Source organism: Kitasatospora sp. cg17-2, assembly GCF_054031055.1.
Genome location: NZ_CM132923.1, coordinates 1,381,054 through 1,400,775 on the forward strand (window position 1 = coordinate 1,381,054; position 19,722 = coordinate 1,400,775).

General features: G+C 75.9%; 21 protein-coding genes. 11 read left to right on the top strand and 10 right to left on the bottom strand.

Annotated elements, in window-relative coordinates:
* Window positions 1–114 precede the first annotated feature (114 nt).
* Window positions 115–1,023 carry a polysaccharide deacetylase family protein gene (locus ACW14Y_RS05440; protein WP_456986066.1) on the bottom strand — a complete coding sequence of 303 codons (909 nt, stop codon included), beginning with the start codon at window positions 1,021–1,023 and terminating at the stop codon, window positions 115–117.
* Between the two features lie 288 nt (window positions 1,024–1,311).
* Here ACW14Y_RS05440 and ACW14Y_RS05445 point away from each other — a divergent pair, with 288 nt between their 5' ends.
* Window positions 1,312–1,878 (top strand): GNAT family N-acetyltransferase, encoded by a 567-nt coding sequence (locus ACW14Y_RS05445; RefSeq protein ID WP_380393014.1) that lies wholly within the window; start codon window positions 1,312–1,314, stop codon window positions 1,876–1,878.
* Window positions 1,865–2,407: a 2'-5' RNA ligase family protein gene (locus ACW14Y_RS05450; protein WP_380311032.1), complete on the top strand. Its 543-nt coding sequence runs from the start codon at window positions 1,865–1,867 to the stop codon at window positions 2,405–2,407. The genes ACW14Y_RS05445 and ACW14Y_RS05450 overlap by 14 nt, the downstream gene beginning before the upstream one ends.
* A gap of 427 nt (window positions 2,408–2,834) precedes the next feature.
* Here ACW14Y_RS05450 and ACW14Y_RS05455 read toward each other — a convergent pair whose 3' ends face one another.
* Entirely contained in the window at window positions 2,835–3,722 is an 888-nt protein-coding gene (locus tag ACW14Y_RS05455; protein ID WP_456986067.1) for a carbohydrate kinase family protein, read from the bottom strand.
* Between the two features lie 469 nt (window positions 3,723–4,191).
* Here ACW14Y_RS05455 and ACW14Y_RS05460 point away from each other — a divergent pair, with 469 nt between their 5' ends.
* The 4 genes from ACW14Y_RS05460 (at window position 4,192) to ACW14Y_RS05475 (ending at window position 8,090) form a co-directional block, all read left to right on the top strand.
* The gene (locus tag ACW14Y_RS05460) at window positions 4,192–5,703 is read left to right on the top strand and encodes a M1 family metallopeptidase (RefSeq protein WP_456986068.1); all 1,512 of its coding nucleotides are present in this window, start codon (window positions 4,192–4,194) and stop codon (window positions 5,701–5,703) included.
* A 573-nt stretch (window positions 5,704–6,276) separates the two neighbouring features.
* On the top strand, window positions 6,277–6,798 hold the full coding sequence (locus ACW14Y_RS05465; RefSeq protein ID WP_380311040.1) for a SigE family RNA polymerase sigma factor: 522 nt from the start codon (window positions 6,277–6,279) through the stop codon (window positions 6,796–6,798).
* A complete protein-coding gene (locus tag ACW14Y_RS05470) occupies window positions 6,785–7,780 on the top strand; it encodes a hypothetical protein (protein WP_456986069.1) in 996 nt (331 codons plus the stop codon). Before ACW14Y_RS05465 ends, ACW14Y_RS05470 begins: the two co-directional genes overlap by 14 nt.
* Window positions 7,781–7,841: 61 nt before the next feature.
* Window positions 7,842–8,090 carry a hypothetical protein gene (locus ACW14Y_RS05475; protein WP_266277135.1) on the top strand — a complete coding sequence of 83 codons (249 nt, stop codon included), beginning with the start codon at window positions 7,842–7,844 and terminating at the stop codon, window positions 8,088–8,090.
* A gap of 103 nt (window positions 8,091–8,193) precedes the next feature.
* On the opposite strand, the gene ACW14Y_RS05480 is transcribed toward ACW14Y_RS05475, so the two are convergent.
* From ACW14Y_RS05480 to ACW14Y_RS05495, 4 genes are all read right to left on the bottom strand, one after another.
* On the bottom strand, window positions 8,194–9,822 hold the full coding sequence (locus tag ACW14Y_RS05480) for a sigma-70 family RNA polymerase sigma factor (protein ID WP_456986070.1): 1,629 nt from the start codon (window positions 9,820–9,822) through the stop codon (window positions 8,194–8,196).
* A gap of 287 nt (window positions 9,823–10,109) precedes the next feature.
* Complete coding sequence (locus tag ACW14Y_RS05485) at window positions 10,110–11,141, bottom strand: CAP domain-containing protein (RefSeq protein WP_456986071.1); 1,032 nt, start codon at window positions 11,139–11,141, stop codon at window positions 10,110–10,112.
* 332 nt (window positions 11,142–11,473) lie between these two features.
* A complete protein-coding gene (locus ACW14Y_RS05490) occupies window positions 11,474–12,271 on the bottom strand; it encodes a maleylpyruvate isomerase N-terminal domain-containing protein (protein ID WP_456986072.1) in 798 nt (265 codons plus the stop codon).
* A gap of 101 nt (window positions 12,272–12,372) precedes the next feature.
* Entirely contained in the window at window positions 12,373–12,927 is a 555-nt protein-coding gene (locus ACW14Y_RS05495) for an N-acetyltransferase family protein (RefSeq protein ID WP_456986073.1), read from the bottom strand.
* Window positions 12,928–13,173: 246 nt separating this feature from the next.
* On the opposite strand from ACW14Y_RS05495, the gene ACW14Y_RS05500 reads away from it, so the two are divergent.
* From ACW14Y_RS05500 to ACW14Y_RS05520, 5 genes are all read left to right on the top strand, one after another.
* Window positions 13,174–14,781, top strand: a complete 1,608-nt coding sequence (locus ACW14Y_RS05500; protein ID WP_456986074.1) for an ATP-dependent DNA ligase — start codon at window positions 13,174–13,176, stop codon at window positions 14,779–14,781.
* A gap of 177 nt (window positions 14,782–14,958) precedes the next feature.
* Window positions 14,959–15,177 carry a ferredoxin gene (locus ACW14Y_RS05505; RefSeq protein ID WP_380307958.1) on the top strand — a complete coding sequence of 73 codons (219 nt, stop codon included), beginning with the start codon at window positions 14,959–14,961 and terminating at the stop codon, window positions 15,175–15,177.
* A gap of 159 nt (window positions 15,178–15,336) precedes the next feature.
* Window positions 15,337–16,557, top strand: a complete 1,221-nt coding sequence (locus ACW14Y_RS05510) for a cytochrome P450 (protein ID WP_380307960.1) — start codon at window positions 15,337–15,339, stop codon at window positions 16,555–16,557.
* Between the two features lie 239 nt (window positions 16,558–16,796).
* On the top strand, window positions 16,797–16,958 hold the full coding sequence (locus tag ACW14Y_RS05515) for a hypothetical protein (RefSeq protein WP_266277121.1): 162 nt from the start codon (window positions 16,797–16,799) through the stop codon (window positions 16,956–16,958).
* A gap of 142 nt (window positions 16,959–17,100) precedes the next feature.
* Window positions 17,101–17,457, top strand: a complete 357-nt coding sequence (locus ACW14Y_RS05520; RefSeq protein WP_360015247.1) for a hypothetical protein — start codon at window positions 17,101–17,103, stop codon at window positions 17,455–17,457.
* A gap of 127 nt (window positions 17,458–17,584) precedes the next feature.
* Here the strand turns inward: ACW14Y_RS05520 and ACW14Y_RS05525 are convergent, their stop codons facing one another.
* From ACW14Y_RS05525 to ACW14Y_RS05540, 4 genes are all read right to left on the bottom strand, one after another.
* Window positions 17,585–18,577 (bottom strand): hypothetical protein, encoded by a 993-nt coding sequence (locus tag ACW14Y_RS05525; protein ID WP_380387038.1) that lies wholly within the window; start codon window positions 18,575–18,577, stop codon window positions 17,585–17,587.
* A gap of 159 nt (window positions 18,578–18,736) precedes the next feature.
* Window positions 18,737–19,021 (bottom strand): DUF427 domain-containing protein, encoded by a 285-nt coding sequence (locus ACW14Y_RS05530; protein WP_380387035.1) that lies wholly within the window; start codon window positions 19,019–19,021, stop codon window positions 18,737–18,739.
* Between the two features lie 109 nt (window positions 19,022–19,130).
* Window positions 19,131–19,367: a DUF6296 family protein gene (locus tag ACW14Y_RS05535; RefSeq protein ID WP_380307967.1), complete on the bottom strand. Its 237-nt coding sequence runs from the start codon at window positions 19,365–19,367 to the stop codon at window positions 19,131–19,133.
* 69 nt (window positions 19,368–19,436) lie between these two features.
* Complete coding sequence (locus ACW14Y_RS05540) at window positions 19,437–19,673, bottom strand: DUF2277 domain-containing protein (protein ID WP_266277115.1); 237 nt, start codon at window positions 19,671–19,673, stop codon at window positions 19,437–19,439.
* Between the last annotated feature and the right edge of the window lie 49 nt (window positions 19,674–19,722).

Consider the following 19,722-nt stretch of genomic DNA (forward strand, 5'->3'; position numbering starts at 1 on the left):
GGGGACGGGCGGGTGGGCGAGTCCGCGGGCCGGCACACGTGCGGGCGGGCGGCCCCGGAGGACCGCCCGCCCGTGTACCCGTGCACCCGTGCACCCGTGCACCCGTGCACCCGGCTACAGGTAGTCGTCCAGCCGGGCCAGGGCGAAGCCCTGCGCGGTGACCTCGTCGACCACCTTGCGCAGCAGGTCGGGCATGGTCCCCGGCCACAGGTCGGTGCCGCGGAAGTGGGTCAGGATGATGTCGCCCGGGTGGAGCCGCTGGTCCTCGTAGCGGTACTCCATCCGGTCCGGGAAGGCCTCCTCGTTCCACAGCGGCACCGCCTCGATGCCGCAGGAGCCGGCGGCCCGCAGGGTGTCCTCGTTGTACTCGCCGTAGGGCGGCCGGAAGAGCCGGGGGCGGCTGCCGATCTGCCCCTCCAACTGGTCCTGCTGGCGGCAGATCTCGTCGCGCTGGGTCGCGTAGTCGAGGACCTTGAGGTTGCGGTGGTTGATGGTGTGGTTGTTCACCGCGTCGCCCTGCTCGGACAGCCGGCGGAAGTAGCCGTAGTCGGAGCGGGCCAGGTAGTCCGCGACGAAGGTGGAGAGCGGGATGCCGAGCTCGGCCGCCATCCGGCTGAACTCCGGGTCCTTCTCGGCGCCGTCGTCCACCGTCAGGAAGACGATCGGCTGCTCGGTCGGCACCCGGTAGACCACCGGCGGCAGTCCGTCCGCGAGCTTGACGCCCTGCGCGGCGCGCAGCTCGGGCCGGCCCGCCGGGGGCTGCGGGGCCGGCAGCGGCAGCCGGGCCAGCCCCCAGCGGCGGGCGGTCTCCAGCGCCGTACGGGCAGCCTCGGCCTTACGGGCCACCGCCTCGCCACTGGTCTCCTCCTCCGCCCTGGCCGGCCCCGGGAGGACCGCCGGAACGGCCGGGGCCGCCGGAGCAGCCTGAGCGGCCTGAGCGGCCTGGCCGGCCGGCACGGCCGGGGGCCGGGGCCCGCCCCGGTCGGTCGCCGCACTCGCCCCGGCCCGCGCCGTCGACGGCACCGCACCGCCCCCGGAAGAGCCGCCGCACCCCGCGACCGCGGCCACCAGGCACACCGCCGCGACCAGCCCGCCCCGTCCCCGCCCACGCCGGGGCCCAGCCAACTCCCGATTAATGCGATTATCTGATGGTCTTTCCATAACCCCACTGCTCCCCCGCCACGCCGGGCACCCAATCCACCCGTCACCCACCCGGCCCACCCAGGACCCCGCCCCCGACCTGCGGCTACGGTCCCGTCGATGATCGAAAATGGTTGGCGCCCGGCACGGACGGCCCCCGATAATGCGCCCATGACGACGAGCACGACGAGTACGCCGCACAGCACCGAGGACGCCTGGGCGGTCGCGCCCGCCGAGGTCGGATCCGCCGAGTCCCTGGCCCTGCTGCGCGAGTACTACACCGACGTCGCCAACCGCTACTACCGGCTCCACTTCGACCGGGACGGCACGGCCGAGGAGATCGAGGCCGGCCTCGCCGACACCCCCAGCGACCACCTCGCGCCGCCCACCGGGCTCTTCCTGCTCGGCCGGTACGCGGGCGAGGCCGAGTCCTGCGCCGGTCTGCGGGTGCTCGACGCCACGACCGTCGAGCTGACCCGGGTGTTCGTCCGACCGTCCCGACGCGGCACCGGCGGCGGCACCCGGCTGCTCACCGCCGTCGAGGAGGCCGCGCGCTCCCTCGGCGCCCGGCGGATCGTCCTGGACACCCGGCTCGACCTGGTCGAGGCCCGCGCGCTCTACACCCGGCACGGCTACCGCGAGATCCCCGCCTACGGCAACAGCCCGTTCGCCGAGGTCTGGTACGGCAAGGACCTCGTACCGGACCAGCGGCCGGGCGGGGCCCGTGCAGACGGTTGAGCTGCTCTGCGACCCGCCGTTCGACCGCGCCGTGCGCACCGTCTGGCAGCGGCTCGCGGACGCCGGGGTGGACAGCCTCGCCGACAACCCGCACCCGGGCCACCGCCCGCATCTCACCCTGGCCGCCTGCGCCCGGATGCCCGCCGGCGCCGCCGAACGGCTCGACGAACTCCTCGCCGGAGCGCTGCCGTTGACGGTCCGGCTGACCGGTCTGCTGTCCTTCGCGGCCCGCAGCCGGCGCCGGGTGCTCAGCTGGGCGATCGTCCCCACGGTCGAACTGGTGCAGCTCCACCACCGCGTCTGGGAGGTCCTGGCCGACGCCGCAGAACCGTCCCCCTACTACGTCCCCGGCCGCTGGTCCCCGCACCTCGGCCTCACCCGCCGCCTCGCCCCGGAGGACGTCTCCCTCGCCCACACCGCTCTCGGCCGCCACCCGGACCTCACCGGTACTTTCACCGCTGCCCGCAGCTTCGACTCCGAGAGCCAGCTGACCCGCCCGCTGGGCGTGGTCGACGGCGGCCTCGGCTGACGCGGCCCGGGATCGCACCTGTCCGGGATCGGAGCACTCCGCGATCGCCCTGCTCGACGTGCTCGGCGTGCTCGGCGTGCTCGGCATGCGATCCGCCGATCCAGAGGGTCAAGGGCTTCCGGCCGCCCCCGAGTGACCGCCGCATCACGTTGACCGGTCGGGTCCGCGCCCGCAGTGGCTCAGGAGCTCCTGGTGGGCGAGGAGTTGCCGGTCCCGCGACCGCTGACGGTCCTGGCCCCGCCGGGTCACCGGCCCGCCCACCAGCACGGCCGCGGCCGCCGAGGCCGCTCCGGCCGCGGTCGTGATCAGCGATTCCAGCAACGCTCCCCCCCAGCCCCTGCGCCTGCCGTTCGATCCGCGGTCGGAACACAGCACCGACACGCACCCGCGCCCCGTGAATTCCTCCGGGCCCGCCTAGGCGAGGGCCTCAGCCGAGGACCGAGGCCAGCTCCGCCGCGTCGGGCGGGTTCGCACCGGGGCGGGTGACCGTCAAGGTGGCCGCCGCCGTGGCGCGGGCAAGGGCGGTGTCGAGGCTCGCACCGGCGTGGCGGGCGTGCAGCAGGGCGGCGGTGAAGGCGTCGCCCGCGCCCACCGTGTCGGCGACCTCGACCGTGCGGGCGGGTGCCTCCACCCGGCGGCCGTCGGCGGTGAGCGCGAAGGCACCGGCCGGCCCGCGGGTGACCGCGACGGTGGCCGGACCGAGGCCGAGCCAGTGCCGGGCCACCTCCTCCGGGTCCTCGGCGGGGTAGAGCCAGGCGAGGTCCTCGTCGCTGGCCTTCACCAGGTCGGCGAGCCGCACGCAGCGCTCCACCCGGCGGACGGCCTCGCGGTGCTCGCCCATCAGCGCGGGCCGCACATTGGGGTCGTAGCTCACGCCGGCCCGGCCGCGCCAGCGCTCGACCAGGGCGAGCACGGCCGCCGCTCCCGGTCCGGTGACGGCGGCGATCGAACCCAGGTGCAGATGCCCGGGCGGGAAGGGCAGTTCGACCGGCGGGAGGGTCCAGCCGATGTCGAAGGTGTACTGCGCCCGCCCCTGCTCGTCCAGCCGCACCACCGCCGACGGGGTGCGCGGGGCGTCCGCCCCGTCCGCCCCCGGGAGCAGGGTGACGCCGACGGACTCCAGGTGCGCGCGGATCAGTCGGCCGTACGGGTCGTCAGCGAGCTGGGTGAGCAGCGCGACGGGCTCGCCCAGCCGGGCCAGCCCGTAGGCGACGTTGGCCGGACTGCCGCCGGGGTGGACGACGTCGGGCGCGCCGTCGGTGCGGACGACGTCGGCGACGCACTCGCCGATCACCACGAAGTGCGGGCTGGTCACGGGGCTGCTCCTGCCGGTCCGGTGCGCCGGCGGGGCTGCGGGCGGCCGGCACGGCTGCCCAGCCTACGAGGTGGCCGGCGGGCCGGGAGGAGCGGTGCGTGCCGCGGGGAAGGGCTCCGCGCGCGTGCGGGGGCGGATACGGAGGGCCTCGGCCCCGCACGCGGGCATGAGTACGGCCGCCGGACCTGGCCAGGTTCTCCGACGGCCGTGGCCCCGCCCGTCAGGGGGCGGAACTCTTCGAAGGTATGACACTGCGCAGCCGCTCGGCCACCATGGTGGTCCGTCCGGGGGACGGGCGCGTGTCGCGCGGTCCGGGGCCGACGGGTCCGGGGCGGTCCGCGCAGGTCGGAGCCGTGGGGGGTGGGGATTGTCGGAGGGCCCTGCTACGGTCCGTGCGCGGAAGGTCGCTCACCGGAACCGGGCCCGCCGGGGCCGGCGCGGACCCTCCGACACGAGAGAGGTGATCGCCTTGTCCTGGCACCGTTCCGTCCTCGCCGCCACGCTCGCGCTCGCGGCGGTCCCGCTCGGCCTGGCCCCGGCGGCCGCGGACAGCCCGGGCGCGGGCCCGCCAGGCACCGGGGACCCGGTCTACCCCGCGCTCGGCACCACCGACTACGACGCCCAGTCCTACGACCTCGCGTTCACCTACCGCCCCGCGACCAGGACGGTCGACGCCGCCATGGCGATGACCGCCCGCGCCCGCACCGCGCTGCCGAGCCTGGAACTGGACGCGCTCGGCCTGGACGTGCACGCCGTCCGGGTCGACGGGCGCCCGGCCGGCTTCCGGACGCACGACGAGAAGCTGACCGTGGTCCCGGCGCGACCGGTCCGGTCCGGGGCCGCGCTGCGGGTCGAGGTCGAGTACACCGCCGACCCGCGGGCCGCGCTGCCGCACACGGGCTGGGTGGTGACGCCCGACGGCTTCGCGGTGGCCGGCCAGCCGGACGGCGCGCACACCGTGTTCCCGTGCAACGACCGGCCGGGCGACAAGGCCCGCTTCACGGTCGCCGTCACCGCGCCGGACGAGCTGTACGGGGTGGCCAACGGTCTGCCGACCGCCACCGAGCCGCACTCCGACGGCACCACCACCCGGCGCTACCGGTCGCGCGAGCCGATGGCGACCGAGCTGCTCCAGGCCTCGGTGGGCCGCTACACGGTCCGTGAGCGCCAGGGCCCCGACGGACTGCCGCTGCGCGACGTGGTGCCCACCGCGCGAGCGGCCGACCTGGAGCCCGCGCTCGCCCTGACCCCCGGCCAGCTGGGCTGGGCCGAGCAGCACCTCGGAGCCTTCCCGTTCGAGACGTACGGGCTGCTGCCGGCCGACACCGACGACCCGGCGGCGTTCGGCTTCACCGGGCTGGAGACGCAGACGCTCACGCTCTACAAGCCGAACTTCCTGCGCCAGCCCGAGCGGCAGATCGGCTCGCACATGATGCACGAGCTGGTCCACTCGTGGTTCGGGAACAGCGTCACCCCCGGCACCTGGGCCGATCTCTGGCTGAACGAGGGCCATGCCGACTTCTACGGTCTGATGTACCGCTACGAGCGCGGCTGGCCGGACTCCGGCGGCTTCACCACCCTGGCCGACCGGATGCGGAGCGTCTACGCCCAGGGCGACCAGTGGCGCCACGACTCCGGGCCGGTGGCCGCGCCGACCGCCGCGACGCTGTTCGACAGCCAGCGGTACACCGGCGGCGCGCTGGTGCTGTTCGCGCTGCGGGAGAGGGTCGGGCCCGAGGTGTTCGACCGGATCGAGCAGGCCTTCCTGCGGCGCCACCGGAGCGGCACCGCCACCACCGCAGACTTCCTGCGCACGGCGGACGAGGTCTCCGGGCAGTCGCTCGGCGGCTTCCTGCGCGACTGGCTCTACGGCGACCGGACCCCGCCCATGCCGGGGCACCCCGACTGGACGGTGGATCCGGTCGATCCGGGCGCGGCACGACGGGCGGGAGGTGTACCGAGGGGCTCGGGCACGCTCTGACGGCGGCCGGCCGCGCCGACGGGCCGGGAACGGACGACGGGCGACGGGCGACGGGCCGGGAACGGACGGCGGGACAGGACGAAGGGCGGGCCGGGGCGGACCGGCGCGGGGGCGGAGCCGGGCCTCACCCGGCGCGCCCGGCCGGTGCGCCCGGGCGCCGTTCGCGCGCCCTTGGCGGCCGCCGGTGGCGGGCGGATCGTGGTGACCACGGCCCGCTCGCCGCCCGGCCGAGTCCCGGCCGGCTCGCGGGCCGTCCAGCGTTCGCACCCGACCGGTGCCCGCCTCCGTACTGCCCCCGGGCCCGCCCTCGTGCCCGCCCCGGGTCGCGCCGGCCGGGCCGTCGCGGGCCCTCGCGTGCCGCCCCCGGCCGACCCCGCCGTGGGCCCCGACCTGGCCACCCGCGAAAATAGACCGGTCGGACAGGCAACCCGGCGCTGAACCCAACGCGTTCAGCAGCCGTGAGAACGAGAGCGAGGACCCGGCGGCCACGGCCGACCGGCAGGACCGCCGCCACCGACCTGGCGGCGCGGATGACAGAGACGGTGGCGGGAGCGGCATGGCGGGGGCGTCGGGATGAGCGAAGCGAGACCGGACTTCGAGGAGTTCGTCGCCGCCCGCAGCCCTCGGCTGCTCAGGATGGCGTGGCTGCTGACCGGCGACCCGTACCTGGCCGAGGACCTGCTCCAGACAGCCCTGGCCAAGGTCTGGCCGCGCTGGGAGCAGGTCTCGATCGACCGGCCCGAGGCGTACGTCCGCCGGGTGCTGGTGAACTCGCACGTCTCCTGGTGGCGCCGCCGCTGGCAGGGCGAACTGCCGCACGACCGGCTGCCGGAGCCGCCGACGGTCGCCGACCCGTTCGACTCGGTGGTGACCGGCCAGGTGGTCGCCGCCGCGGTGCGGGCGCTCCCGGCCCGGCAGCGGGCCGTGGTGGTGCTGAGGTTCTTCGAGGACCTCAGCGTGGAGGACACCGCCGAGGCGCTGGGCTGCACCACGGGCACCGTCAAGAGCCAGACGCACCGCGCCCTGCAGACGCTGCGCGGCAAGCTTCCGGCCAGGGAACTGATGCTGGACGGGGGTCGTCGTGACGGAGCGTGACTTCGCCGCGTGGGAACGCGAGGCCGCTCTCGACCGCGAGACGGCCCTGGACCGGGCGGTGGCCGACGACCACGAGGTGGCCGACGAGCTGCGGGTGCTGCTCCAGCTGGCCGCGCCCCACCTGTCGGCGCCCGCCGACCGGATGGAACGGGTACTGGCGCGGGCTGCCCTGGCCCGACGGCGCCGACGGCGGACGGCCCTCGCGGCCGGGCTCGCGGTCGGCCTGACCGCGGCCGTGCTGGCCGCCGCCCCGGCGCTCGCGCCCGGGCCGACGGGCACCGTGCTCACCCCCGCCGCCTCGGGTCCGGCCCTCGGCGCGATGCCGCCGGCCGGAGCGCCCGCCGGCTCCCCCGAGGCCTCGGCGAGCGCCTCCCCCGACCCGGGCTGGGGCGACCCGAGGACCGCCTCACCGTCCGGCTCCCCCAGTGTCGGGGCCGACGGCGGCTCGACGGACGACCCGACGGGCGACGCGGTCGGCCCGATCCGTCCGACCCGGTTCACCCCGCTGGACGGGGTGATCGTCGATGTACCGAACACCTGGTCCGACCTCACCCTCCTCGGCACGGCCGGGCGGCCGGAGCCCGTCGGTTACCTCGCCTCCCAGCCACTGTCCCGGGAACCCGGCTGCCCGATCCGCAACGGCGTGCGGCCGCCCGTGTGCCTCGCCGCGGGGGGACTGCTCGACAACTCGGTGATCGTCTCGTTGCGGCTGGTCCGGGACGAGAAGCTGGCCGCCGAGGCCGCGAGCCGGCCGGCGCTGCTCCAGGACGTCGAGGTCGACAAGGAGTGCGGGGTCCACGGCGGCACCCGGCAGCTCGTCGCGCAGCAGGTGGTCATCCCGAACGGACAGGCCGAGGTCGTGGAGCTGTCGGCCTGTCTGCGGCGCCCGACGCAGGAGACCATGAGCGCGCTGTACCGGATCACCTCCTCGGTCCGCCTGTTCGGGACGGCGACGAACAGCCCGATCACCTCGACGGACTGACGGTCTCCGGCAACCCGGCGGCCTCCCGTAACCCGGGTGGCGGAGCCTCGTTGGACGGGGCATGAAGAAGCGCAGCATGCTGGCCGTCGCCTCGCTCGCCGTCGGCGTCGTGGCCTCCCTGACCGCTCCCGCAGCCCACGCCGCCGCCCTCGGCGGTCAGGGCGATCTGACCGGACCGCTCCAGGGCGGGCCCCTCGCCTCGGCCTCGGACGCGCTCCCGGGGCAGGTCGGCGACGCCGGCGGTGTGGTCGGCCAGGCGACCGGCCATGTCACGGGCGAGGCCCCGGGGCTGATCGGTCTCCCGTCCTGACGGAACGCCCGGCGCTGGTCGGCCGCGCGGCCGACCGGCGCGGTCGGCCGACCCGTACGCCCGGCGGGCCGACCGCGCCGCAGGGACGTGCGGCCCGCCCCCGTCAGCCGAGCGGGGCGCCCAGGTCCTGGGTCCAGTAGAGCCCGGCCGGGCCGGTGGTCACACCGATGCCGACGTCCTTGAACGCGCAGTCCAGCATGTTGGACTGGTGGATGCCGCCGTCCATCCAGCGGGAGAAGACCACCGCCGGGGCGCTCGGGCCCCGGTCGAGGTTCTCGCCCCACTGGGACCAGCGGTAGCCGGCCGCGTTGAGCCGGGCGTCCGCCCGGGTGCCGTCGGGGGCGAGGTGGTCGAAAAAGTTCCGGGCGACCATGTCGTCCGAGTGCTTCTGGGCGGCCGCGTGCAGCTTGGGATCGATCCGCAGCGGGCCGCAGCCGCGTCGGCCCCGCTCCGCGTTGACCAGGTCGACCAGCTGTCGTTCCAGGCTCGGCGCGGTCGTGGTCGGCCGGGCGGTGGTCGGGGTCGGGGTCGGGGTGACCGCCGCCGGGCTGCTCGGCACGGGCGGCACCTCGACCGGGGCGACCGTGACCGGAGCGGGTGGCGCGGTCTCCGCCGTCGGCGTGACGGCCGACGGCACCGGGGCGTCCGGGGCACTGGCCGGGGTGGTCGGTTCCGGCGCGGGCGGGGTCGGCTGCGTGGGCCGGGGCCAGACCATCGCGAGCGTCGCCGCCGCGAGCACCACCGCCGTCCCGCCCGCCAGCACGCTCTTGCGGCGGGCCAGGTCCGTCCAGCCGCCCGGTCCGCCGGACGGGTCGGTGGGCGGAGCACCGGCGCCGCCGGAGGGTCCGCCGGCTCCGGCCGAGCCTCCGGCGGCGCCGCCGTCACCCGGCACCCCGCCGGATCCGGCTCCCGGCGTCCCCGCCGTCGCTCCGGCGGCCTGGAACGCGAGCCCGCTCGGCGCGTCCATCGGTACCGGGACCAGCGCCAGACCGGCCAGCAGCCCCTCCGCCGGGAAGAGGTCGCGCCCCAGGCCGTCACAGGCCTGGCAGCCGCGGATGTGCCGGGCTATGCGCTTGCGCCAGACCGAGTTCGGCGTGCCGTCCCAGCCGGTCATCACCTCGGCCAGCTCCGGGCAGCGGGGGTAGGCGGTGAGCGCCCGGACCACCACCCGGCCGGCCTCCAGCTGCTTCTTCATCCGCTGGACCCGGACGGCGGTGTGCTGCGGCGTCAGGTCGAGCGCCTCGGCGAGTTCGGCGCGGGTGAGTTCGCCGGAGGCCTCCAGCCACCACAGGGCGAGCAGTTCCTTGTCGTCCGGGTCCAGCCAGCGGGTGGCCTCGGCGACCTCCCGGCGCTGGCCGGAGAGACCGAGCCGGAGAATGGTCAGATCGGTGAAGTCGGCGCGCGGGTCGGCCAGCTCCCAGCTCTCGTCCAGTCCGCCGACGGCCGCCTGCTGCTGGACGGTCGACCGGCTGCGGACCTGGTTCATGGTGATCGCGACCAGCCAGGACCGGAACGATCCCGGGTCGCGCAGCCCCTCCAGGCCGTCGAGGGCCCGGATCATGGTCTCCTGCGCGATGTCGTCCACGTCGGCGTGGCCGTTCAACGCCCGGCCGGCGACGTTGTAGACCAACGGGAACCAGGCCGCGACCAGCGCCTCGCGCGCCTGCGCGTCGCCCGCCTGGGCCGCGCGCACGAGGGTCGTCCCGGCCCTGCTCTGCACGTCAACGTTCATGGGTCCGCACTCCGTCCGGCTGTCGTCCGTCCGCCACTGCCTCCTCGGAGACCGCTGGGGAGTGCTCAGATAACAACAATTTGCGCGGATTCGGAAAATCGGCGAACCGCGAGGCCACCGGCCGGGCCCGTGCGGGCCCGAACGGTGGTTCCTCGGGAAGGTCGAGCGCTCAAGTGCTCAGGACGGAACGGCTCAGGGCAGGACGGCTCAGGACTGAACGGCCCAGGGCAGGACGGCCCAGGACGGCCCAGGACGACTCAGGGCGGCTCAGGACGGCTCAGGGCGGCTCAGGACGGCGAGGCGAAGACCTGGGTCCACCAGGGCCCGCCCGAGCCGGTCCGGACGCCGACGCCGATCTGCTTGAAGGAGCAGTTGAGGATGTTGGCGCGGTGGCCGGGGCTGTTCATCCACGACTCCATCACCGCCGCCGGGTCCTTCTGGCCGCGCGCGATGTTCTCGCCCCAACTGCTCCAGCGGTAGCCGGCCGCCTCGATGCGGTAGTCCGCGTGGCGGCCCTCGGGGCTGGCGTGGTCGAAGAAGTTGCGGTCCGCCATGTCGTCGCTGTGGAACTGGGCGGCGGTGGTGAGCTTGGGGTCCACCGTGAGCGGTCCGCAGCCGGCCTGCGAGCGCTGGGCGTTGACCAGGTCCGCCACCTGCTGGGCGAAGGAGCTGTTCGACGAGCCGCCCGGCGCGGTGGTGGCGGTCGGGCGCGGAGCGGTCGGCGAGGGCTTGGCCGTGCTGGGGGCCGCCGTCGGGGCAGTGGTGGGAGCGCCGCTCGGCTTCCCCGGGTCGGGAGCGCCCGCCGTGCCGCCGGGGGTGGTCCCGGTGCTCGGGCCCGCGGTCGGGTTGCGCGGCGTACCGGACGTGGTGGCCGGGGCCGTGGAGGCGGTGTGCCCCGGGGTGCTGGCCGAGGCCGAGGGCGTCGCCGGGGCGGTGCTGGGGGGAGGGGTGGCCGTGGCCGCGCGGGCCTGGTCCGTCGGCGCCGGGTCCAGGACCGGCGCGCCGCCCGCGCCCGGCACCTGGATGCCGTTCACGTCCCCGGCCTCGGCGGCGACCAGCGGCTCGTACGCCACCGCCTGCGAGCCGTTGTCGCTGCCCTCCTCGCCGCGGAACACCGCGTACCCGGCGCCGGTCAGCGCGGCGATCACGCTCGTACCGGCGACGGCCGCGGCCACGGCCATCATCGGTCCCATCGCGCCCCGACGGCGGCGCCGGCCGTGGCCGCGCCGCCGTTCGGCGGCCCGCCGCGCGGAACGCCCGTCGGCGCCCGCGGGGCGTCCGGTCGCGGGGAGGATGGTGGTGCGGTCTTCCCTGTTCACCTGCGCACGCTTCCTGAGTTCTGGTCCGTCGGATCGGTCGGACGAGTGCCGACACCTGGGAGACCGTGGAGCGGTGGGCGGATAACAGAAAAGTGCGAACTGATTTCCGAACGAACCGGTGGGGCGGCGGTTGGCCATGATGCCGCATCCCCGGCCGGGCCCGTCGGCCGGCACGGGGGTGGTGCACCCTGCGGTTGCACGGGAGCGGCGACCGGACCTCGCGCGGAACGCCGACCGGGGGCGGAATCCGTCGGTTCCGCCCCCGGTGGTCGCGCCCGGCACTCGCCCCGGCGGGTGCCGCGCACTGGGGCCGGGCCCAGCCCCTGGAGTCCCTAGACCTCGGGCTCCCAGGCGATCAGCTGTTCGATGATCTGCCGGTCGCCCTCCATCTTCAGCACGTCGAGCGGCAGGCGGCCGTAGAAGCCGGCGAGGATCAGCTCACCGGCCGAGGACACGGTCGAGAAGTCGGCGGGGGCCAGGTCCGCCGAGCCCGGGGTGCCGGGCGCGGGGATGCGGGTGACCCGCGCGCCCTCGGCGTCCACCCGCAGGCGCCAGGACCGGCCCTCGGTGACGTGGTAGTCGACGGTCGCGGGCTCGTGCGGCCAGGCGGCCGTCGTGGCACAGCAGGTGACCAGGAACTCCTCGACGCCGTCCAGGGCCACCTCGGTCGGCAGCGGCTGCGCGGTGCCCGCGACCAGCTGGGCGTCGTAGGTGTGCAGCGTGATCTCCTGGAGCTGGTGCCGGGCCACCGCGCCCGCGGTCTGCGGCGCCTGCGAAGCGGGCCACCACGTCCAGCAGCCGCTGTCCGGGCCGGCCTCGCGCAGGGCGTCGAGCAGCTGCTGGGTGGACTCGGCCAGCCAGGCGACCAGGGCCTCGCGCTCCGTCGGCACGTCCGGGCCGGCCAGGGCGGCGGAGGTGTCGGGGCGGACCTCCGACGGGCCGGCGGCCACGATGATGCCCCAGTTGCGGCGCCCCTCGCCCAGATGCCGCACCAGGTCGCGCAGCGTCCAGTCCGGGCAGGTCGGCACCTGCGCGTCGAGGTCGGGCGCGGCGGCGACCGCGGCGCGGAAGGCCGTCGACCGCTCGTCGATCAGACGGAGCAGGTCGGGAAAGTCCAAGATCTTATGCACACCCGGTGTCTATCACCGTGATCGAACCACCCGCCATCAATTTTTCCGCGCGCCGGGACCGCTGCGGAACGGCGGGACGGTCAGGCGCCGGCCCGGAACGGTCAGGCGCCGGCCGGGGGCATGTCGTAGGTGACGAACATGGTCCGGGTGGCGACCTGGTCGTACTTGCTGCGGGCCCGGTGGTTGTCGTCGGCGGTGATCCAGCGGACGGTGTTCCAGCCGCGCTCGGCGGCGATCGCGCGCAGCCGGGCGAGGAGGAGGTCGACCGCTCCGCTGCCGCGCGCGGCCGGGGCCACGAACAGGTCGTCGAGGAAGCCCGCCACCGCGCCGTGCAGCGGACGGACGAACGGCCGGTAGTGCGCCAGCCCGACCGGGGTGCCCCCGGTGTCGCGCACCAACAGGCCGTCCAGCTCGTGCGCCGGGTCGGTGAGCCAGGACCAGACCAGCTCGGCCTTCTCCTCCGGCACGGGCACCCCGTAGAAGTCGCAGTAGCCCCGGAACAGCTCCCGCCAGGCGGCGAAGTCCGCGGCCGTGGGCGCGTCCACGGTCCACTCCCCGGCGGGCCGGTGCTCGTCCGCCCGGTGCACGGCGGACGGCCTGGTGGCGGACGGCCTGGTGGCGGGCGGCGTGGTGCTGGTCGTCGGCATGGGGCGCATGGGGTGCTCCTCGGTTCGGTCGTACCGTGCGTGCACGGGTGGACGCCGGACAGCATGACGCCCCGTCGGATCCGCGCCGATCGACAGCACGGCCAAGTACGGGTCCGCTCCACTACGGAGTGGCGGTCGCCCCGGGCCACCGGCCCGGCGTGCCCACCGCGCGCCCGCGACCCGCGTCACCGATCCTGGACGCCCGTCCGCACGCCGTTCCCGAGCGATGCGCCGCGCCCGCCGAGGAGGCCCCCGATGCTGCTCCGCCGTCTGGCCCTCACCTCACGCGCCGTGGCCGCCGAGCCCGGCCGCCGGGCCAAGACCGAGCTGCTGGCCGACTGCCTGCGCGACCTGGGCCCGGGCGAGGCGCCCTCGGCCGTCGCCCTGCTCTCCGGCGAGTCGCAGCGGCTGCGCACCGGGCTCGGCCCGGCCGCCCTGCGCGAGCTGCCGCCGCCCGCCGCCGACCCGGTGCTGGGGGTGCGCGAGGCGGAACAGGTCCTGGAGGCCATCGCGGCCGTGCACGGGACGGGCGCCCGGGCCGAACGGCACCGGCTGCTCGCCGGGCTGTTCGAGCGCGCCACCGAGGCCGAGCAGTCCTTCCTGCGCGCCGTCCTGGTCGGCGACCTCCGCCAGGGGGCGCTGGACGCGGTGGTCGCCGACGCCGTCGCCCGGGCCGCCGGGGTGGCGGCGACGACGGTCCGGCGGGCGCTGATGTTCCGCGGTTCGGCGCGGGCCGTCGCCGAGGCCGCGCTGACCGGCGGGGAAGCCGCGCTGGCCGCCTTCCGGCTGGAGGTGGGCCGCCCGGTGCGGCCGATGCTGGCGGCCTCGGCGCCGGACGTCGGCGCGGCGCTGGAGCACCTTCCCGGACCGGCGGCGCTGGAGTGGAAGCTGGACGGGATCCGGGTCCAGGTGCACCGGGACGGCGGGGACGTCGGGGTCTTCACCCGGTCGCTGGACGACATCACCGCCCGGGTGCCCGAGGTGGTGGAGGCCGCGCTGGCACTCCCGGTGCGGTCGGCGGTCCTGGACGGCGAGGCGATCGCCCTCGGCCCGGACGGCCGCCCGCGCCCCTTCCAGGAGACCGCCGCCCGTACCGCGGCCCGCCGGGACCCGGAGCGGCTGCGCGCCGAGGTCCCGCTCAGCCCGCACTTCTTCGACCTGCTGCACCGGGACGGCGAGGACCTGGTGGACCGGCCCGGCCGGGAGCGCTGGGCGGCGCTGGCCGGGGCCGTCCCGCCCGGACTGCGGGTGGCCCGCACCGAGACCGCGGACCGGGAGGAGGCCCTCGCGTTCTTCCGCGCCACCCTGGCCCGGGGCCACGAAGGGGTCCTGGTGAAGGACCCGGCGGCGGGGTACCGGGCCGGCCGGCGCGGCGCGGGCTGGATCAAGGTGAAGCCCCGGCACACCCTGGACCTGGTGGTGCTGGCCGCCGAGTGGGGCAGCGGTCGGCGGCAGGGCTTCCTCAGCAATCTGCACCTGGGGGCGCGGGCCGGCGGCGAGCCGGGCCTCGGCCCCTGGGTGATGCTCGGCAAGACCTTCAAGGGCCTGACCGACGAGACCCTGGCCCGGCAGACCGAGGCCCTGCTCGCCCGCGAGGTCGAGCGGGACGCCCGGACGGTGCGGGTGCGGCCGGAGCTGGTCGTGGAGATCGCCTTCGACGGGGTCCAGCGCAGCCCCCGCTATCCGGCCGGGCTGGCCCTGCGGTTCGCCCGGGTGGTGCGCTACCGGCCGGACAAGAACGCGGCCGAGGCGGACACCGTGGCGACCGTCCGGGCGATCGCGGCCGCGGAGGGGACCGCCGCCGACGACGAGGCCGTCCAGGAGGCCGCCCAGGGGGACACCGGACCGGGACAACCCGGCTGACGGCTCATCAAACTTCTTCTTCCTCACACTCGTTCACGAGCAGAGGCAAATCGGCCATTCTGCGCGAGACGGCCACGCTCTCTTCGTGTGCGACGGGAGCCGGGGTTAGTTTGACGACGACAGCGGGGGCGGCACGGCCCGGAGGATCCGGTGCCACACCAGGAAGGGATGTCCGTCATGCACGTGAACGTCGAACGGGACCGCTGCTGCAGCTCCGGCCAGTGCGTCATGACCGTGCCGGAGATCTTCGAACAGGACGACCAGGACGGTCTGGTGCGAGTCCTCCTGAACGCCGTACCCGCACCACGGTTCGCCGATGTGCGCCTCGCCGCCGAGCTGTGCCCCGGCGGCGCGATCACCGTCACCGAGGACGACGGGGCCGGCACCGCCGCCTAGCGACCGCTCGGCCATCGCTCGACGACTGTCCGACGACTGTCCGACGACCGCTCGACGAGCGCCCGACGACGACGCCCCCACGGCCACCGTCGGGCCAGCGGCCCGCCCGCCGTCTCCCACCGCCTGCCACGGACCCACCTGTCACGCGAGGAGACCACCTTGAGCACACCCACCGCCCCCGTCACCCTGATCCCGGCCCGGCACGACACGGCCTGCCCGTTCGCGCCGCCGCCCGCCTACACCGAGGCCGCGAGCACCGGCCCGGTCAGCCGCGCGGAGCTCCCGGACGGCTCCCCCTGCTGGCTGGTCACCGGCTACCAGGAGGTCCGAACGGTGCTCTCGGACCGCCGGTTCAGCGCCGACGCCCGCCGGCCGGCGTTCCCCTTCCTCACCGAGGGGCGGCGCGAACTCGTCGCCGCCAACCCCTCCTTCCTCCGCCTCGACGACCCCGAGCACGCCCGGCTGCGCCGGATGGTCACCGGGGACTTCCTGGTCAAGCGGGTGGAGGAGATGCGCCCCGGCATCCAGCAGATCGTGGACGAGGCGCTGGACCGGATGATCGCCCGGGGCGGCCCGGCCGGGCCCGCCGACCTGGTCGCCGACTTCGCCCTGCCGGTGCCCTCCCTCGTCATCTGCCTGCTGCTGGGCGTCCCGTACGAGGACCGCGAGGAGTTCCAGGCGAACAGCCGGCTGCTGCTCACCACCGCGGCCGACGACCAGGACGTGGCCCGGGCGCAGGAGGAGCTGCTGGACTACCTGGGCCGACTCGCCGAACGCAAGCGGGCCGAGCCCGGGGACGACATCCTGAGCCGGCTGGCGACCCGGGAGGACCTCACCCTGCGCGAGATCGCCTCGACCGGGGTGCTGCTGCTGGTCGCCGGGCACGAGACCACCGCCAACATGATCGGGCTCTCCACCGCGCTGCTGCTGCGCCACCCGGAACAGGTGGCCCGGCTGGCCGACCCGGCGGCGGTGCCCGGCGCGGTGGAGGAGCTGCTGCGGCTGCTCACCATCGTGCACACCGGCGTCCCCCGGATGGCGGTGGAGGACGTCGAGCTCGGCGGCACGCTGATCCGGGCGGGGGACGGCGTGATGGCGATGCTGTCGACCGCCAACCGGGACGACGGGCTCTTCGGCACCGAGGGTCACCTGGGCGTCGACGAGGTCGACCTCGACCGCGAGGCCCGTCGGCACGTCGCCTTCGGCTTCGGGGTGCACCAGTGCCTGGGCCAGCCGCTGGCCCGGGCGGAACTGCAGATCGCGCTGGCCACGCTGTTCCGGCGGCTGCCGGGGCTGCGGCTCGCGGTGCCGGAGGAGGAGCTGGACTTCCGCACCGAGGCGCTGATCTACGGGCTGGGCTCGCTGCCGGTCGGCTGGTGACCGCCAGCGGGTGAGCGGTTCGCGGGCGGCGGCCGACGGGCGCGGCCCACAGCGGGCGGCGACCCACGGCCGCCCACGGCGGGCGGCGGAGGGTGGCCGGCCGGGTCCGGTTGGCCCTCGCCGGGGCACGGAGGCAGGCTTGAGGTGCGAAACAGAGCACCGGCCCGGCGGCCGCCCGCCACCACGGCGTAGCGCGGCGGGCCCGGACGCCCCGGCCGGCCGAGGAGACGGAGCCCGCGATGACCGACATGAGCGCACGCTCCGAGGTGAGCGTCGACCGGGACGAGGACGTCCGCGCGGCCGACCCCGAGGAGGGCATCACCTCGATGCAGAACCTGCACGCGCAGGACACCTCCCAGGCGGAGGGTGAGTCGGAGGATGAACGGGGGGCGATCGGCTGATCCGGCCGGACCGACAGGTTTGCGAAGTGCCGCCGACGAGCAACCGAGACGTTGCCACGAGGCCGCCCGATCTGCGGGCGGCCTCCGCGACCGCCGGTTCCGACGCCCGTACGGCGGCGGACCGGCCGGAGAGGATGGGCGCATGACCGAACAGCAGCAGGACACGGCGGCCGGGCGGTCGGCGGGGCCGGTGGAGCCGCCGGTCGACCCCCGGGCCTCCTGGGCCACCTGGACCACCCAGTCGATCATCAGCGGACCGGGCGGGGTGACCACCGTCGAGGTCGGCCCGATCTCGGGCGACCTCACCGTGCACACCACCTGGGTGGACGGCGAGGCGCGGCTCACCGTCCAGTACACCGGCGCGCTGGACTGGTACTCGGTGGCCGGCAGCCCGGTTCCGGCGGCCGACGAGACCACCGCCCGGGCCGTCCACCAGGCGATGGTGAACGCCGTCAAGACCGGGAAGGGCTCCCGCGCCCCGGCGGCCCCGGCCGACTGACCCGGCACCGACCGACGGCACCGACCGACGGCGCGGAGCGGCCGACCCCGGGCGGGGTCGGCCGCTCCGTGTCACGGGCGGGCACTGTCATGAGTGTGCGGGCCCGCGGTGGCACGGGCCCGCGGTGTCAGGGCCGCTCGTCCGGCTCCGTCCCGGCGCCCTTCCCGAGCCCTCGGCCCGAGCCCTTCCCCAGCCCCAGCCCCTTGCCGAGGCCCTTCCCGAGCCCCTTGCCCGCGTCCTTCTCCGGACGCGGGGCCGGAGCGGCGGCCACCCAGTACCCGGGGTCGACCGGGCGGCGTCCGCGCAGGTCCGCGCGGACCTCGCGGGCGACCTTGCGGGTGTCCCGCAGATTGACCGTGGCGCCGATGCCCGCGCCGACCAGCAGCGGGGTCAGCGAGGGCAGCCGGCGCAGCGTACTGCGGGTGAGCCGACGGCGGACCTGCTGGCGGACCTCGCTGCCGAGCGCCATCGCCGCCAGACCGGCCGGTTTGACGAGCAGCGAACCGTCGATGCCGCGCCGGTTGGCCCAGGCCGTGACGTAGGCGGTGGCCTTCTCGGTGGCCGTCCCCTGGGCGGGGAGGCCGTAGACCTGGTGCAGTTCGGCGATCAGTTTGACCTCGACGGCCGCCACGGCGAGCGTCTCGGCGGCGATCTCCACCGCCATCGCGGGCGGTACCGGGAGCATCGCGGCGGCGCCCACACCGGCGCCGAGCGCGCTGGAGGCCCGGCCGGCGCCGGTGACCAGCAGGTCGGCGAGCTGCTCCGGGTCGGTGGCACCGGGGTGCTGGGCCCGCAGGGTGGCGAGGTCGCGGACGGGGATGCGCGGGGCGGCCTGGAGCAGCTGGTCGGCCAGCGCGCGACCGCCGAACGCGGCGCCCTTGGCCGCCGTCCGGCTGCCGCTGCCGAGTCGGCGGGCGATGTCGGTGACCAGTTGGGCGCCGCGCCGACGGCCGCGCTCGACGCCCGCCCGGTACTCGGCGAGTTCCCCGGCCCCGCCCTCGGGAGGCGCCCCGGGAGCTCCCGGTTCGAGTTCCTCGACCAGGCCGGCCAGCTCGTCGGCGACTTGGTCCGGCGTGGGCTCGGGCTGCCCGGAGCGTCCCGGTTTCCTGAAGATTGCCATGCTGTGGCCGTACCCGGAGCGGTGCGGCGGTACGCGCCGGGCGTGTCCCGGTCCTGCGACGGGACGGCCACGGCGTCGTCCCGACGGCGTACCGGCGGCGGCGCCGGTGCCGTTCGACCGACGCGTTCGACCGACGCCGTTCGGCCGACCCTGCGCCCGTCAGTCGGTGATCTCGACCCCGCGCCAGAACGCCACCCGGCCGCGGATGTGCTCCGCCTCGGGCGCGGGGGCGGCGTAGAACCAGGCCGCGTCCGGGTTGGTGCGGCCGTCGACGTCGAGCGAGTAGTACTCGGCGGTGCCCTTCCAGCCGCAGACGGTGGTGGTGTCGGACGGGCGCAGGTACTCCGGGCGGACGGAGTCGGCCGGAAAGTAGTGGTTGCCCTCGACGACGACGGTGTCCTCGCTCTCGGCGACGACCGTGCCCTGCCAGCGTGCTGTGGTCATGGCGGGAGTCTGCCCGACGCGGCCCGGGGGCGGCAGGGGTCGCGGCGCGATCCGGCCACCCGGCGTGACAGGCCGGGCGTCACGGGCCGGGCACGGGAGGCCGCGCCGGTCAGGGCAGCGGCTGGGCGTGCACGGGGACGTGCGGGTTCTGGTGGCCGCCGGTGGCGAGCATCCGGACCTCCCCCACGTCGCTGATCTCGGCCCGGACGATTCCGCTGGCGTCCTCGTACACCGGATGGCCGCCGGGCCCGGCGGCGCTGGTGCGCTCGACCACGACCACGTCCTGCGGGGCCTGGGTGCCGGGGGTGCCCGGGAAGGTGAGTGCATAACGGGTGACGGGGCTCATCACCGACCTCCTGATCCCTGTTCGAGGTGCCCGGCCCTTCGACGTGCCCGGCCTTTCGAGGTGCCCGCCTCAGGCGGTGGCCCGGGCCGGACGGGCGGGCGCACCGCGTACTTCCAGCTCGCCGAGCAGGTGCGCGGTGGCCTCGGCCACCGCGTCCACGGCCCGGTCGAACGCCTCGCGGTTGTGCGCGGCCGGGGCCCGGAACCCGGACACCTTCCGTACGTACTGGAGCGCGGCCGCGCGGTAGTCCTCCTCGGTGGCGTCGGGCGTCACGGGTGGTCTCAGCGTCTTGATACTGCGGCACATGCCACCAGTCTTGCGCGCGGACGCCCGGCAGGCGACTCCCGTCCGTCAC